Source organism: Isoalcanivorax indicus (assembly GCF_003259185.1).
Classification (GTDB): domain Bacteria; phylum Pseudomonadota; class Gammaproteobacteria; order Pseudomonadales; family Alcanivoracaceae; genus Isoalcanivorax; species Isoalcanivorax indicus.
This window is the reverse complement of sequence record NZ_QGMP01000001.1, coordinates 2,069,267-2,083,545: the sequence shown is the minus strand read 5'-3', so window position 1 is coordinate 2,083,545 and position 14,279 is coordinate 2,069,267. Positions and strand designations below refer to the sequence as shown.

Here is a 14,279-nt window from a genome sequence, read left to right as displayed (position 1 = left end):
TCGTGCTAGCCCCGGGCCGGTTCCGGTGGCGGTGTGCCGCCGGGAAACGCCAGGCGCAGGTTGTTCAGCCAAGTGGTGCCGAACTGCCGCCACAGCGGGGCGGTGTTGTAGGGCAGGCCATAACGGGCGGCCAGGGCACGCACGCGTGGGGCCACTTCCGGGTAGCGGTTGCTGCACAGATCGGGGAACAGGTGATGCTCGATCTGGTGGCTCAGGTTGCCGGACATCACGTGGAACAGGGGACCGCCGCTGATATTGGCCGAACCCAGCAACTGGCGGATATACCACTGGCCTTTGGATTCGCCCTCCACCTGATCCGGCGTGAAGTTATAAACACCGCTGGGGAAATGCCCGCAGAAGATGATTACGAAGGCCCAGATATTGCGAATGATATTGGCCACCGCATTGGCTCCGGCCACCAGCAGAAAAATCAGCCACGGTGATTCCGGGATAAAGAAGGAGATCGGCACGGCCACCAGTGCCGCCGCCCCTGGCCACATGATGTAATCCTTGCGCACCTGACCCCAGACCTTGCGGCCGATATGTTTCATCAACGGCAGTATTTCGCGCGGCTTCTTCTTGCCTTCGCCCACATCGATGATCGCCTGCTCGTGCACCGCCACGCCCTCCTCAAAGAACAGCATCAGCAGCAGAAAATAAATCGGCTGGAGCAGATACGCCGGTTTCCAGGGCTGCAACGGGGTAACGCGCATGATGCCGTAACCCACATCCAGGTCTTTTTCCAGCACATTGGTCCAGGTGTGGTGCACCACATTGTGCGAATGCATCCAGCGATCCGACGGGCTCATGGTGTCCCACTCCCAGGTGTTGGACTGGATTTCCGGGTCTTTCATCCAGTCCCACTGGGCGTGCAGCACGTTATGCGCGATTTCCATGTTTTCGAGAATCTTGGCCACGCCGAGCATGATGACCCCCAGCGCCATGACGATCAGTGCGGTGCCCCAACTGGCCAGGGCATGCGGCCAGGCGGGCAGCAGGAACAGGCTGGCATAGATCACCAGCCGCCCCCCCAGTGCCAGGCTGCGCTGGGTGCGGATCAGGCGCAGGATATACAGGCGATCCTTCTCACCGCGCGAGGCCAGGGTGTCATAGTAGATGGCATCCATCTCGCGGCCGAACTCGTCGATCTGTGCCTCGGTGAGATCCACCGGCAACGGTTTCTTCGTACCCATGCTGATCTCCTACAGGTCCAGTTCGCAATCACCGGCGGCGGCACAGACACAGGTCTGCACGATGGCGCCGGGTTCATTGATGAAATCGCCGCTGCGCAGATCGCGCACGCAGCCGGATTTCAGTGTGGTGTTGCAGGTGTGGCAGATGCCCATGCGGCACCCGTGGGGCGGGTTCATGCCGGCATCTTCGGCCACGCGCAGCAGATTGGTCTGGCCATCGGCCTGCGCCTCGACACCGCTGCTGGCAAAGCGCACTGTGCCGCCCACGGCGTCGTCGGGAATTCGCGCCAGTTCGGCCCGGAAGCGCTCGATATGCAGCTTGTGCGACAGGCCCGCCTCGGCCCAGGTCTGCTCCAGCGCCGCCAGCAACCCCGGCGGGCCGCAGGCATAGCAGTCGCGCTCGCGCCAGTCCGGGCACAGGCGGGCCAGCTCCGCCGGGCTGAAATGCCCGGCTGTCGGGGTGGTATCGCCCACGGCCCGAGTGTGGATTTCGTGCAGATGGTAGTAGCGCTGCTCGCGGTGGATCTGGCGCAGCTCCTTGCCGAAGACCGTATCGAATTCGTTGGGCGCATAGTGGATGTGCACCGTGTCGGGCAGGCGCTGCTGCAGGATCAGGCTGCGCAGCATGCTCATGGCTGGCGTGATGCCGCTACCGGCGGTAATGAACAGCGGCTGGATCGGTGACGCATCCGGCAGGTAGAAGTCGCCCTGGGGCAGCCCCACAGGAATGTAATCACCGACCTTCAGCTTGCGCACAATGTGGTGCGACAGGCGGCCGCCGTCGATGGCCTTGACCGTGATGGTGAAACAGCCGTCGTCGCGCTCCGGCGGTGAAGAAATGGTGTAGGTGCGGGTGTAGTGACGACCGTCCACCGGGATGCCCACGCGCACATGCTGGCCGGCGCGGTGCAGGCGCCAGTGGGCGCCGGGTTTCAGGGTGACGGTGCGGGCGTCGCGGGTTTCATCCCAGACATCCACCACCCGGGCCTGCATCCGGTGGGTGGTCCACAGCGGATTGACCAGTTCCACGTAATGGGAGGTACGCAGAGGGTAGGCGAACATGTCGGTGAGCACGGCCAGTCGTGAGAGCCAGCCCTTTTCGGGTGTCGGTTGCGCTTGCTGTTCGGCCATCCGGGGCTCCTTTTCTTGTTGTAACGATATTGTTGTAGCGGTGCACAGGTATTCACCTTAGCGCGAGGCGAGGGTAAGGGAAATAGTCAGTTTGTGGTGTTCGTGTGGTGTTAACAACGCCTCACTGTGCCCTCCAAGGGTGTGTCAGAATCACGTCGGTTCATAATGCACAGGCGCTTGGGATGGGGAAGATGATGGGAATGATGCTTCGCAACGGAGTCATGCTCGGGATAGTGGCTGTCGCACTGATCCTGGGGGCTTGCCAACAGCGGCCGGTCGGCGGCGCAGACAGTACGGCGGATCGCCTGAACCCCGGGGAAACCCGGCGCGGCGAACTGACCTCGCGCAGCAGTTATAACGTCAACGACGGCAGCCGTTTCCAGCGTTTCGCCGTGCCGCTGCAGGCGGGGCAGGTCGCGCGCTTTGAGTTGACGGGAGCCTTGCAGGGCAGCCTCTCGCTGCATACGCCGGAAGGCGAGTTCCTGGCGGCGAGTCAGGGTGGCGCTGACCGCATGTCTCTCAGCCATCGTGCCGATGAGGCGGGGCTTTATCTGCTGGCCGTCAGTGGCCTGGATCACCGCAGCTATGGGCCTTTTCGTGTCAGCAGTCGCCTGCTGAGCGTGGCAGAGGGCGGGCCGATCGAGGCGGGGGAGGAGCGTGCCGGCTGGCTCGACGGTGTGGTGGATACCTACACGCTGGCCGTGACCGAAGCCGGTCTTTACCAGATCATCATGCGCTCCGAGGCGCTGGATGCGTATCTGACCCTGCGCGGCAGGACGGACGACGGTGACCCGATACATCAGGAAGATGATGACAGCGCTGGCGGCCTGGATGCGCGGCTGACGGCCTACCTGTTGCCGGGGCATTACGACATCGATGCGGGCTGGACCCAGCAGCAGAGCCGGGGCCTGTATACCCTGGCGGTGGAGACCCTGCCGGTGCCCGAAGGGGTGTCGCTGCGGCAGAGCGGCCCGCTGCGGCCGGGCGAGACCGTCGAGGGCTGGATGGCCGGGGCCGCGCTGACCTACACCCTGGTGGTGGAGGCACTGTCCCGGGTGCAGATCGACATGACCTCGCCGCTGCTGGACCCCTATCTGGAACTGGCGGGCAACGGCGTGGCGCACGCTGACGACGACGGTGGCGAGGACCTCAATGCCCGGATCGATGCGCTGCTGGCTCCCGGCACCTATCAGGTGATGGCCAGCGACATCAGCGGCCAGGAAGGCCTGTTCGAACTCAGCGCCACGGTGGCGCCGTTTGTGCTGGCCGAGGCGGTGAACGGTCTGCCGTCGCTCCGCCCGGGTGCCGACAGCAGCCATCGCCTGATCGCTGACGCCGATCACTATCGCCTGATCGTCCCCGAGCCGGGCCGCTATATTGTGGAAATGCGGTCGCAGGAACTGGATGCCTTTCTGGAGCTGTACGGTGACGCTGGCGCCTGGCTTGACGATGATGGCGGCACCGGTACCGATGCACGCCTCAACGTCGATCTGCCTGCGGGTGAGTACCTGCTGATTGCCCGAGCCTTCAGCCCCGAGCAGGGCGCCTACCAGTTACAGGTGCGCAGGCAGTAGCCTTTTATCGATGTGATTTACGGTTCCCGGATGGCGCACAGCGGGGAGCGATACCAGGGCATTCTGTCGCTGCCTGTGTGGAAGACGCCAGCGCGCCAGCGTGTGCCGTCGTCGCTCGGGTAGCTCTGCTCCAGGCGCAATGAGGCACTGTATGCGTCGTGGCCCCGGTGTGCGCCCGCCAGCACGACCGAGTTCTCGTCGTAGAGTATCGAGTTGCAAGCGGAAGATCTGTCGTGATCGTAGGTGCCCCCGTCAATGAACGGGCCACCGCTGCCCCCTCTCCTGTAGCCCAGCGGCTGCAGGGCACAGAACCCGTGCAAGGTGACAGTGCGCGTCACGGCGCTGTCGTTGGCCAGTCGGAAGGACCAGCGATCATTCCGGGCAAAGGCAGGCTCCGAACTGTTAATCCTGACGTTCGGGCTGGTGGATCCGGTGTCGTGGGAAACACCTGCACCCAGCATGACGCGCCCGCTGCTCTCTGCGCAATCGAGGGTTTCCGAGCGCGTTTCGCCCGCTGCCAGCGTGATCTCACGGCTCAGGGTTTCGAGATCGTCCGGTGGCTCAATGCAAATGGCATAGGCCCTGATCTCTCGGGCACTGCCACTGTCATTGAGCGCCTTGATCGCCCAGACATTATGGATATTACCGCCACCGAGATTGACCTGAGTCGGCCATGACTCCTGAACATGCAAGCCAGGCCGTGTGTCGCTGTCCACATTCATGACGCGCAGGCCGCCGCTGACCGGAATGCGCTGCGCACCGCAGGACGCGCCCAGCATGTCGTAATCCCCCGCGTCCAAGGTGCTGTCGTTCGTTTCAATCGAGTAGCCGGAAAGTGGTGGGGCCGGTAGCGCGGTGACCTCGTTACTGGGCTCGCTTTCCCGGCTCTCGGCGACGGCTGTCACCACAAACACGACATTCTGGTGATTCTCGAGCTCGGTAACGGTGTGCGGGCTGGTGACCGAGGGCTGCCAACCGGCATCGCCGGCACCAGGGTTCTCCATATCAAGGCCTGTCGCGGCGGGAGCCCAGTAAAGGTTATAGCTGTCGGCGTCGTCCACCGGATCCCATTCAACGGTGACCTCGGCGTTGCCCGGGGTGGCGGAAAGGCCCTCAGGGGCGTCCACGGAGATGCGGTGGTCGGACGACGATGAACCGCCGCCGCCACCACAGGCCGCAAGCAGGGCCGTCGCAGCAAGGCTGGCGGCGAGCGTTCCGGCCGGCAGGGCGAGGTGTCTGCGTGACATAGGGTCTCTCCATAGCAATCGTCCGGACATGCTATGGGGTGGAGCGGGGGATTGAGTACCACACAAACGAGGTAACACGCGAGGGCCGGGTGCCACAGGCGGCCGACAGGGCTGGGTATGGCGGCCGCTGGCCAGAGCCGCCCAGGGTGCCGATCACTGGAGGCCTGGCCCCTGATCGGGCTACCATGCCAGTTATGCCCTGCGGGTGACGCCCACCCGGAGAGATGACGTGACACGGGATGGATCAGGCCCATGGCAACAGCAAAGGACAAGCGACGCTACCCCAGAACAGCCCACGCGGTGACCCTTTCGCTCATTCTGCGGCCCCGGGTTCCGGGCTCTGCGGAAGCCTCGCGCGGACTGCATGTGAGCACGCACGACATCTCGCTGGCAGGCATCAGTGTGCTGCTGCCTGAACCCATCAGACCGGATACCGACGTGGAACTGTCACTGGTGCTGTCCGAGGACGATGACCGGCTTTGCCATCTGCATGGCACCGTGGCCTGGTGTGGCCACAGTGACGGTCAGTTGCTGGCGGGCATTGCACTGGACCTGGAGCGCGGCGATGGCCGCGCCTGGGCGAGCAGCTTCAGCGAATCATCTTCCTGATCAGATTCACCTTGTCCTTGTAGGGCGCATAACGAAACTTGATGTCGAACAGCGTGGTGGCCTTGAGAATACCGCGCTGGTGCGAGAAGACATCGAACGAATTCTTGCCGTGATAGGCGCCCATGCCGCTTTCCCCCACACCGCCAAACGGCAGGTTCGGGTTGGCCACGTGCATCACGGTATTGTTGATGCAGCCGCCGCCAAACTGTGTGTTGTCGAGCACTTGCCGTTCCACCTGTTCGCTGGCCGTGAACAGGTACAGGGCCAGCGGATGTTCCGGCAGTTTTTTCAGATTGCCCACCAGCTCCTCGATAGAACGGTAGGTGAGCAGCGGCAGCACCGGCCCGAAGATTTCCTCCTGCATGATCAGATCATCCATCGTCACATCCTTGAGCAAGGTCGGCGCGATGTATTTCTGTGCGCGGTCGGTCTGGCCACCGGCGAGCACCTTGCCGGTGTCGATCAGGCCCGCCACACGATCAAAATGACGTTCATTGATCATGCGCCCCAGATCCGGGCTCTGGCTCGGATCGTCGCCATAGAATTCTTTCAGGGTGGCGACCAGGGTCTGCTCGAACGCCTCCTTGATGTCTTCGTGTACATGGACATGATCCGGTGCCACGCAGGTTTGCCCGACATTGAGCATCTTGCCGGCCAGGATACGGCGGGCCGCCACTTTCAGGTTGGCATCCTTGTGCACGATGGTGGGGCTCTTGCCGCCCAGTTCCAGCGTGACTTTGGTCAGATGTTTCGCGGCAGCGGCCATGACAATGCGGCCCACGCGGGGGCTGCCGGTAAAGAAGATATGATCGAAACGCTGTTCCAGCAGCACGTTGGTCACTTCAGTGCTGCCCTTGAAGACGGACACATACTCCTCGCTGAAACACCGCTTGATGATCTTCTCGACCACATCGGCCACGGTAGGGTTCAGCGATGACGGTTTCAGCGCGGCGGTATTGCCTGCCGCGATGCTGCCGATCAGCGGCTGGATCAGCAGCAGGAACGGGTAGTTGTAGGGCCCGAGCAGAAAGGTCACGCCCTGCGGTGTCGATTCAATCCGGCTGCGGCCGGGTTGCGCCCACATGGACGTGCTGACACGGCGCGGCTTCATCCAGCCTTTCAGGTGTTTGAGCGTGTGCTTGAGATCTTCGATGGCTGTGCTGATCTCGATATAGGCTTCGAATGGCGGGCGGCCGATGTCGGCTTTCAGAGCGTCCTGTATGTCACTCTGGTATTCAACGATGGCGTCTTTCAACGTGCGCAGTTGTTGCATTCGAAAGGCCAGGCTTCGCGTGGCGCCGGATTCAAAGTAACGCCGTTGCCGGGCAACAGCCTCTGCGGCCCAGTCTTCTGTCTGGCTTGAGATATGGCTCTCCGGTAATGCGCCCATGCTTGGCCTCCTGGTGGTATATGTGTATGCAGCAGCGGAAGTGACCCACGAGTGTTCCATGGGGAGCGGGCGCACTCTAGCGGTGGGGGGGAGCCTGATTGACCGAAAGCATCAGTCGGAGGCACAGAAAGTGACGGTTCGCGCCGTAACTATACAAAAAGTTATCAGGCGTCTAGACGGGTTGATAAAAAAGACACGCCTCAGGACGGAGTTTGATGCGGTACCGGTTGGTGGTGTGTTGGGCGAGTGCCGGGCACGCGCAATGTGAAGCGGGTGCCGACAGTGTCAGGTTGCCAACTGGCCTTGGCCTGGATTGTGGCCGCGCGGCTGAGAATATTGGTCAGCCCTCGGCCGCGTCTTTCAACAGACGAGGTCTCGGCAGTAGACAAGTTCTGGGGCGAGAACGGCGTGCCGTTGTCGGTGAGTTCGATGAGCACGTCGCCGTGATCCATCCGCGTGCTGAAATGCAGGGTGTCGGCGCGGTTGTGCTTGAGAATATTGGTGATGGCTTCCTGAAGAATGCTCAGCACATGGCGAATGTGCTCTGCGGTCAGCGTGTGCTGTGCCGGCAGGGCGTCCATGCTCCAGTGCAGCGTCAGTCCGGCGGCTTCGAGTCGGGGCTGCAAGCGATAACGCAGTGTTGCCAGCGAGGTGGTCAGGTCGTTACCGACCGGGGTCAGTGAGTCCAGGGTCTGCCTGAGCTCGTCGATGCCCTCCTGCAGTGTTCGGGTCAGGGTGTCGTCCTCGCCGCGATGCTGCTGTGCGATGTGCAGGGCGTTGGTCAGGGTGGCGCCCAGGCCATCGTGCATGTCGCGCATCAGCCGCTGTCGTTCCAGCGCCAGCAGTTCCCGCTGTTCCACTTCGCGCAGCTTGCGGTAGCTGGCGTCCAGCTCCTGTTCACGACGGGCCAGCGTGTCCGCAAGGATGCGGCGATGATGCTCCAGGGCGTCCACCCCTTGCCGGTAGCGGCGGTACAGAATCTGGCTGAACAGCAGGCAGAAGGTGATTTCCCAGTACACCAGCAGATAAGGATGTTCCAGATTGATCTGGTATTGCATCAGCAGCAGGTCATGGGCGGCCAGCGGCAAACCGATCAGATTACAGGTGGCCAGCACTTGCGCCGAGCGGATGCCGCTGCGCCAGGCCAGAACTGCCACCAGCGTGAAAGCCCCTGACGAGAGCAACAGGGCGATACCGTAGGTGGCCCCTGCCAGGGCGACAATCTGCTCGGACGCCTGAAACAGCGGCAGGCTGGTGAGCAACGCCAGCAGGAGGGAGCCTCCCAGGGTGTATTCCAGCCAGGGCAGCCGGCGCTGGCACAAGCGCAGATTGAACAGCAGGCTGACCAGAACCAGCCCCAGCAGGGCGTTGACCGTCAGCCAGCCGAACCAGTCTGACGACATCAGGCGGGTATCCAGGGGCCCGGAGAAATGCAGGCCACGCAGGGCAAACAGCAGGGCGGCTGCCAGAAACAGGCGTGACAGGGTGCGGTCTTCTCGTGAGTGGCGCAGGCTGAGCCCGAAGGCGGCAAGCGTGAGGAAGACCAGCGCGATGGCGCCGGGCAGTACCGCTTGCAGCCACAGACGTGTTCGGTAGCGCCAGATCAGGGCATCTGTATCGTCCAGATAAACCCGGCTCAGGCCGCCGCCCAACCCGGTGACCGAATCCATCCTGATCAACAGTTCGCCGGGGGCGGCACGGCCATCCAGGGGTGTCAGCGGCAGCCAGACGGGCCGATTGAAACCGTTCCATACCAGGTCGCCCGATGAGCGCCACAAGAGGACGCCATCGCCATAGATCGCGACCTGCCCCACGGTCTGCCAGCGGGGCAGGTAGAGGGTGGGGTTGTCGTGGGGCGCGGGGACGGGCAGCCGATACCAGGTGGTGGTGATGCCCTCACCCTGGCCGTCCCGAGGCAGGGCGACATCGGGTAGCGAGACCCGCTGCCAGCCTGTGTCGGGGAGGACGTCGATCCGGGGCGGTGGCGCCATGAAGTGCGGACTGTCCGCAGTGAGGGTCAGGCGCTCGGCCTGATGCACGGCGTTGGCGGCGTGCGTGCCGGCGCAGAGCAGGCACAGGCTGGCCCACCACAGTAACCGCGCGCCCGGGGCCATGCTCAGTCTGGCCTGCCCAGCAGATTCAGCCGCCAGGCCTCGCTGACGGCACCGGCGCGCGAGTTCACCCCGAGCTTCTGGTAAATGCGGCGGATATACGTCTGTACGGTCCAGGGGGAGACGCCCAGGCGCTGGGCGATGTCCGCCATCGCATGGCCCTGGCTGATCAGCGCCAGGACATTCTGCTCCTGTGCTGACAGTGCGGTCTCGGGTTGCGGGGTTTCCGGGGCGATTTCAACCAGCAGATGCCGCGCAATCATGGGGCTGATCGGGCTGCCGCCCTGGTGCAGCATGCGAATGTGGGCAGCGACCTGTGGGGGCAGGGCGTCCTTGAGCAGATAACCGGTGGCGCCGGCGCGCACGCTGTCCAGCACCGGCTGGGCCTCGTCAAACAGGGTGGCCACCATGATGGCGCAATCCGGCCAGCGCCTGCGGGCGGCCTGAATGACGCTGATGCCGGAGCCGTCAGGCAGCCCCAGATCCACCAGCAGCACGTCGTGGGCGGGTCCGTCCAGCAAGGTGTTGGCCTGGGCGCAGTTCCCGGCTTCGGCGGTTAACCGGATATCGTCGGTGGCCTCCACAGCCCGGCGCACCGCATGCCGGAACTGCGGATCATCTTCCACCATGGCCAGACTGATCACGTCTGGTCCCCCCAATGGTTGTTATCAGTGTTGCCCTAGCATACCTGCCCTTGGGGGGATAAGGCAGAGTGCAGGCGTCAGCCGCCGCGCAGCTTGGCCACGAAGCTGTTTTCACGCTCCAGCAGGGCGCTGAAGCTGGGCCGGGAGAGCACCTTGTCCACATGCGCGGCCAGCGACGGGTACTGCTGCGGATCGAGATGCTCGCCGCCGTGGGCAAAGTTTGCGAACTGGGACGCCACGGCGATATCGGCGATGGAGAACTGCTCTCCGGCCAGCCATTCCCGGCCCTTGATCTGGCTTTCCAGGTAAGCGAAGTGCGGCGGCAGTTTTTCGGTGAGGGCGCGCGCGATGCGTTCTTCATCGCTGGGCTTGCCCATCAACTTCATGATCACCCGGTTGCGGAATACGGTGAAGGTGGTCAGCGGGGCCAGTTCATAGTCGGCGTATTTCTCCAGCCACAGGGCATGGGCGTAATCCGCCGCGTCCATGGGATACAGCGCGGGTGTCTCCGGGAAGGCGCGCTCCAGGTAGGCGCAGATCACGGCCGAGTCGGCCAGCAGCCGGCCATCGTGCTCCATGGCGGGGATGCGGCGCAGGGGGTTGATGTTGCTGTAGTCTTCCGGCGCATTGAAGGGATCGACATGCACCGATTCGAAGGGAATGTCCTTTTCGGCCAGAAACACCCGGGTCTTGCGGACGAAGGGCGACAGCGCCGCGCCATAGAGTTTGATCGCCATGAGGAGCCTCATCTGTTCATGATGCGGCTTATCAGAACAAGGTGCCGGGCAGGGGTCAATGGCAGCAACCATCGAACGATTTTTCCCTTGACGTCATCGCAGCGCCTGTTATCCTTTGCGCCGCTTTCGGGGGTAACCCCGGGGCGTCCGGGGTCCCCTTCGTCTAGAGGCCTAGGACACCGCCCTTTCACGGCGGTAACAGGGGTTCGAATCCCCTAGGGGACGCCACTTAATGCGGGAATAGCTCAGTTGGTAGAGCGCAACCTTGCCAAGGTTGAGGTCGCGAGTTCGAGCCTCGTTTCCCGCTCCAAATTCGAAAAAGCCGGCCCTGAAAAGCGCCGGCTTTTTTGTCTGCTGCGTTTTGGCCTGTTCTCTGGCCGCCCGGTCAGCGGCGGGTCTCGTCGAAGCGCACCGGGCTGCCCAGAGGCGGGCCGATGACGTCGTCGTCTCGCATGACCAACTGGCCGCGCAGTACAGTGGCCACCGGCCAGCCCTGCACCGTCACACCATCATAGGGCGTCCAGCCGCTTACACTGGCGATCCAGCGGTTTTCGATGCGGCGGCGGGCGTTCATGTCGACCAGGGTCAGGGCGGCGCTCTGGCCTACCGCGATGCGACCGCGCCCGGGCAGGCCGAAGAGCCGGGCTGGCCCTGCGCTGGTCAGGTCCACCAGGCGCATGAGGCTCAGCCGACCGGCGTTGACGTGATCCAGCATCATCGGCAGCAGTGTCTGCACCCCGGTCATGCCGCTGGGGCTGTTCGGGTAGGGGCGGGCCTTTTCCTCCAGAGTATGCGGCGCATGGTCGCTGCCCAGCACATCCACCACACCGTCGCGCACGGCCTGCCACAGCGCCGCCTGATGATGGCGGTCGCGCACCGGGGGGTTCATCTGTGCGAGGCTGCCCAGTCGCTCGTAGCACTCCGGTGCCGTCAGGGTGAGGTGGTGCGGTGTGACCTCGACGCTGACGCTGCGCTTGTGTCGGGCCAGCAAGGCCATTTCTGCCGCCGTGGAAACGTGCAGCAGGTGCAGGCGGCGACCCGCTTCCTCGGCCAGACGAAGGATCTTGCGGGTCGCCAGCAGGGCGCTTTCTTCATCGCGCCAACGGGGATGATCGCGTACGTCCGCAGAGGCCTCCACCAGGGCGCGGCGCTCCATCAGCCGGGCTTCATCTTCGGCGTGGATGGCCACCCGGCGATGGCCGTGGCTGAGAATGCGCCGCAGAACATCATCCTCGTCGACCAGCAGATCGCCGAAAGAGCTGCCCATAAAGACCTTGATGCCTGCACAGCCGGGCAGGGTTTCCAGGTCTGCCAGGTGTGTGGCGTTGGCGGCTGCGCCGCCCATATAGAAAGCGTAATCGCACCAGGCGCGCCCGGCTGCGCGGTCGAGCTTGTCCTGCAGATCGTCTTGCCACAGGGTCAGGGGGTGCGTATTGGGCATTTCGAACACAGCGGTGACACCGCCGAGCAGCGCGCCGCGTGTACCCGCTTCCAGCGTTTCCTTGTGGGTCAGCCCCGGTTCACGAAAGTGCACCTGGCTGTCGATGACGCCTGGCAAGACGTGCAGGCCCTGGGCCTCCATGGTGTCCTTTGCCTGCCAGCCGCGGCTGTCCAGCGCCACAATCAGGCCGTCGCTGCACACGACATCTGCGAGCACCGGCCCGCCGGGCGTAATGACCGTGCCCTGGCGAATGATCAGATCAGCGAAGCGGGAGGGGGAGGCCATGCGGTGTCCTTGTGGGCAGGAAAGAAAGGGTCATGTGCCCGGCGGGGCGCTGCGCATTTGCTGCTGTGCCAGCCGCAGGTCACTGCGGTCCAGTCGTGCGGCCAACTGCGCGGCGCGTTGCCTGAACGCATCCAGTTCGCTATCCGCAAGGCGTTGGGCCATGGGGATGTCGGCGGTCATCGGATCCACCGGCCGGTTGTTGACGTGCAGTTCGAAATGCAGGTGTGGCCCGGTACTGCGCCCGGTATTGCCGGACAACGCAATACGATCGCCACGGCTGACCTGCTGACCGCGTGCCACCAGAATGCGATCCAGGTGCAGATAACGTGTCTTGAAGGCCCCGTGATGCTCGATTTCCACATACTTGCCGGCGAAAGGGTGGTTGCCGACGCGGGTCACCACGCCGTCGCCGGTGCTGAGTATCGGCGTGCCGATCGGCGTGGCGAAGTCAACGCCGTGGTGGGGCGCGATACGTCCGGTAACGGGGTGCTTGCGGCGCAGGTTGAACGGGGAACTGATGCGGTATCGGGCCACGGTGGGGTAGCGCAGGAAGGCGCGGTTCAGGCTTTCGCCGTGGCTGTCGTAGTAGTTGCCGTCATCGTGCAAAAAGGCGTTGTGGGCCGTACCCCGGGCCAGCAGGCGCACGCCTTCAATACGGCGGCGGCCGGTGGGTTCATCGCTTTCGGTGAACTCGCTGCCCAGCACCAGTGCAAAGGTGTCGCCGGCGCGCAGATCGCGGCGGAAATTGATACGTTCATCGAAGATTCGCTGGGCTTCGATAATGTCCCGGTCACGCAATCCCGCATGCCGCGCCGTCTGATAGAAGGTGCCCTGAATCACGCCGGCATAGGTCTGCTGGCGCCAGTAGGTAGGCTGGACTTCTTCCTCGAATTCGAACACCGACGCCGTGGCGCGGTGATAATGAATCCGGTGCCCCGGGTGCAGGATCAGGGTCAGTTGCGCCAGTGTGCGGTGGTCACTGTCGAAGGTGAAGCGCAGCTGCTGGCCGGGGTGCAGGACATCCAGGGCGAGCAATTCCGTATCGGCCGCGAGCACGCCGCGCAGGGCGGCGCGATCCACCCCCAGATCACCAAAGATGCCGCCGAGCGTATCGCCGGGTTTGACCTGATAGTGGTGTTCGAGCGGTTCGTGGGCCTCAGCCGGTGGAGCCAGTTGCCGTGTCAGCCAGCCATCGGACCGGTGCACCAGGTGGCCGGTCACCGGGGCAGGGCGCAGGGCGATCAGGGCGGCAACCAGTAACCCTGACAGCATTGCCAGAGCCAGACGATGCGGGGAATGTGGAGAAGGGGGGCGCTTCAGCATGGGCGGTCTTCCCGGCAGCGGGCGCACAGGCCGCGCAAGGTCAGACTGATCTGGTCTGCCTGATGGGCCTGCCAGGCCGGGTCGGTGGCCAGTTGCTCCAGCAAACGGATCAGGGGCGCGTCAGGGGCGCCCGGCTGGTAGAGGTTATGACAGCGGCGGCATTCGAAATGGCTTTCACAGCGAGGCTCAGGGCTGGTCAGCCAGGCAAACCGGCTGACGCGGTCCTCGCCGATCTGTTCGTTCAGTAGCCCGGCCCCGGCCAGGCGGTTGAGCAGTCGATACAGCGTGACCCGGTGAATGGCGACCCCTTCACTGTGCAGGGCTTCGGCAGCCTGATGGTGGCACAGGTAACGGCCCGGCTGTGCCATGAACAGGGTGAGCAGGGTTTCGCTGGCCGGTGTGCAGCGCAGGCCGGCCTCGGCAAGTTGGGTGCGCGCGGGGGCATTCATGAGCGTTTGTCGGTCAGTCCCGGGTTGTCGAGTGTGGGCAGTCTAGCGAGATGGGCACCACTAACGCAACAGTGTTGCGTTAGTGGTCGTGCACCAATATTGCCCACGGCAGAGTGCAGGCGTAATCTGTTTGTATAAAAAACGA

12 protein-coding genes and 2 tRNA genes are annotated in these 14,279 nt (G+C 63.8%); 4 read left to right on the top strand and 10 right to left on the bottom strand.

Translation table 11 applies throughout. From position 1 onward, the window contains the following. Positions 1-5 precede the first annotated feature (5 nt). Both DKW65_RS09500 and DKW65_RS09495 read right to left on the bottom strand, forming a co-directional pair. Positions 6-1,193, bottom strand: a complete 1,188-nt coding sequence (locus tag DKW65_RS09500; RefSeq protein ID WP_111657015.1) for a fatty acid desaturase family protein — start codon at positions 1,191-1,193, stop codon at positions 6-8. Positions 1,194-1,202: 9 nt separating this feature from the next. Then, positions 1,203-2,324 (bottom strand): ferredoxin reductase, encoded by a 1,122-nt coding sequence (locus DKW65_RS09495; RefSeq protein WP_111657014.1) that lies wholly within the window; start codon positions 2,322-2,324, stop codon positions 1,203-1,205. Positions 2,325-2,524: 200 nt separating this feature from the next. On the opposite strand from DKW65_RS09495, the gene DKW65_RS09490 reads away from it, so the two are divergent. Next, on the top strand, positions 2,525-3,898 hold the full coding sequence (locus tag DKW65_RS09490) for a hypothetical protein (protein WP_162925791.1): 1,374 nt from the start codon (positions 2,525-2,527) through the stop codon (positions 3,896-3,898). A gap of 17 nt (positions 3,899-3,915) precedes the next feature. On the opposite strand, the gene DKW65_RS09485 is transcribed toward DKW65_RS09490, so the two are convergent. Continuing rightward, complete coding sequence (locus tag DKW65_RS09485; RefSeq protein WP_111657012.1) at positions 3,916-5,145, bottom strand: fibronectin type III domain-containing protein; 1,230 nt, start codon at positions 5,143-5,145, stop codon at positions 3,916-3,918. Between the two features lie 252 nt (positions 5,146-5,397). Between DKW65_RS09485 and DKW65_RS09480 the strand changes: the two genes are divergently transcribed. Beyond that, positions 5,398-5,754 (top strand): PilZ domain-containing protein, encoded by a 357-nt coding sequence (locus tag DKW65_RS09480; protein WP_111657011.1) that lies wholly within the window; start codon positions 5,398-5,400, stop codon positions 5,752-5,754. On the opposite strand, the gene DKW65_RS09475 is transcribed toward DKW65_RS09480, so the two are convergent. The 4 genes from DKW65_RS09475 to DKW65_RS09460 form a co-directional block, all read right to left on the bottom strand. Next, positions 5,735-7,204 (bottom strand): aldehyde dehydrogenase, encoded by a 1,470-nt coding sequence (locus tag DKW65_RS09475; protein WP_111657010.1) that lies wholly within the window; start codon positions 7,202-7,204, stop codon positions 5,735-5,737. The genes DKW65_RS09480 and DKW65_RS09475 overlap by 20 nt on opposite strands. Positions 7,205-7,344: 140 nt before the next feature. After that, positions 7,345-9,258, bottom strand: coding sequence for a sensor histidine kinase (locus DKW65_RS09470; RefSeq protein WP_111657009.1), 1,914 nt, complete (start codon positions 9,256-9,258; stop codon positions 7,345-7,347). Positions 9,259-9,260: 2 nt separating this feature from the next. Then, a complete protein-coding gene (locus DKW65_RS09465; protein WP_245932452.1) occupies positions 9,261-9,899 on the bottom strand; it encodes a response regulator in 639 nt (212 codons plus the stop codon). Between the two features lie 77 nt (positions 9,900-9,976). After that, entirely contained in the window at positions 9,977-10,636 is a 660-nt protein-coding gene (locus tag DKW65_RS09460; RefSeq protein WP_111657008.1) for a glutathione S-transferase family protein, read from the bottom strand. Between the two features lie 152 nt (positions 10,637-10,788). On the opposite strand from DKW65_RS09460, the gene DKW65_RS09455 reads away from it, so the two are divergent. Next, positions 10,789-10,864: transfer RNA gene (locus tag DKW65_RS09455), tRNA-Glu, on the top strand. 6 nt (positions 10,865-10,870) lie between these two features. Continuing rightward, positions 10,871-10,946, top strand: a tRNA-Gly gene (locus tag DKW65_RS09450). Positions 10,947-11,021: 75 nt separating this feature from the next. On the opposite strand, the gene DKW65_RS09445 is transcribed toward DKW65_RS09450, so the two are convergent. Genes DKW65_RS09445 through DKW65_RS09435 form a run of 3 tightly spaced genes read right to left on the bottom strand, consistent with a single transcriptional unit; the run spans position 11,022 to position 14,134 of the window. Then, positions 11,022-12,362, bottom strand: a complete 1,341-nt coding sequence (locus tag DKW65_RS09445) for a dihydroorotase (protein WP_111657007.1) — start codon at positions 12,360-12,362, stop codon at positions 11,022-11,024. A 30-nt stretch (positions 12,363-12,392) separates the two neighbouring features. Beyond that, positions 12,393-13,685, bottom strand: a complete 1,293-nt coding sequence (locus DKW65_RS09440) for a peptidoglycan DD-metalloendopeptidase family protein (RefSeq protein WP_111657006.1) — start codon at positions 13,683-13,685, stop codon at positions 12,393-12,395. Continuing rightward, complete coding sequence (locus DKW65_RS09435; protein ID WP_111657005.1) at positions 13,679-14,134, bottom strand: Fur family transcriptional regulator; 456 nt, start codon at positions 14,132-14,134, stop codon at positions 13,679-13,681. The genes DKW65_RS09440 and DKW65_RS09435 overlap by 7 nt, the downstream gene beginning before the upstream one ends. Positions 14,135-14,279 lie beyond the last annotated feature (145 nt).

Excerpts from the sequence above, each read along its gene's own strand:
- DKW65_RS09500 (WP_111657015.1), bottom strand. The coding sequence starts at position 1,193 with ATGGGTACGAAGAAACCGTTGCCGGTGGATCTCACCGAGGCACAGATC.
- DKW65_RS09495 (WP_111657014.1), bottom strand. The coding sequence starts at position 2,324 with ATGGCCGAACAGCAAGCGCAACCGACACCCGAAAAGGGCTGGCTCTCA.
- DKW65_RS09490 (WP_162925791.1), top strand. The coding sequence starts at position 2,525 with ATGATGCTTCGCAACGGAGTCATGCTCGGGATAGTGGCTGTCGCACTG.
- DKW65_RS09485 (WP_111657012.1), bottom strand. The coding sequence starts at position 5,145 with ATGTCACGCAGACACCTCGCCCTGCCGGCCGGAACGCTCGCCGCCAGC.
- DKW65_RS09480 (WP_111657011.1), top strand. The coding sequence starts at position 5,398 with ATGGCAACAGCAAAGGACAAGCGACGCTACCCCAGAACAGCCCACGCG.
- DKW65_RS09475 (WP_111657010.1), bottom strand. The coding sequence starts at position 7,204 with ATGGAACACTCGTGGGTCACTTCCGCTGCTGCATACACATATACCACC.
- DKW65_RS09470 (WP_111657009.1), bottom strand. The coding sequence starts at position 9,258 with ATGGCCCCGGGCGCGCGGTTACTGTGGTGGGCCAGCCTGTGCCTGCTC.
- DKW65_RS09460 (WP_111657008.1), bottom strand. The coding sequence starts at position 10,636 with ATGGCGATCAAACTCTATGGCGCGGCGCTGTCGCCCTTCGTCCGCAAG.
- DKW65_RS09445 (WP_111657007.1), bottom strand. The coding sequence starts at position 12,362 with ATGGCCTCCCCCTCCCGCTTCGCTGATCTGATCATTCGCCAGGGCACG.
- DKW65_RS09440 (WP_111657006.1), bottom strand. The coding sequence starts at position 13,685 with ATGCTGAAGCGCCCCCCTTCTCCACATTCCCCGCATCGTCTGGCTCTG.
- DKW65_RS09435 (WP_111657005.1), bottom strand. The coding sequence starts at position 14,134 with ATGAATGCCCCCGCGCGCACCCAACTTGCCGAGGCCGGCCTGCGCTGC.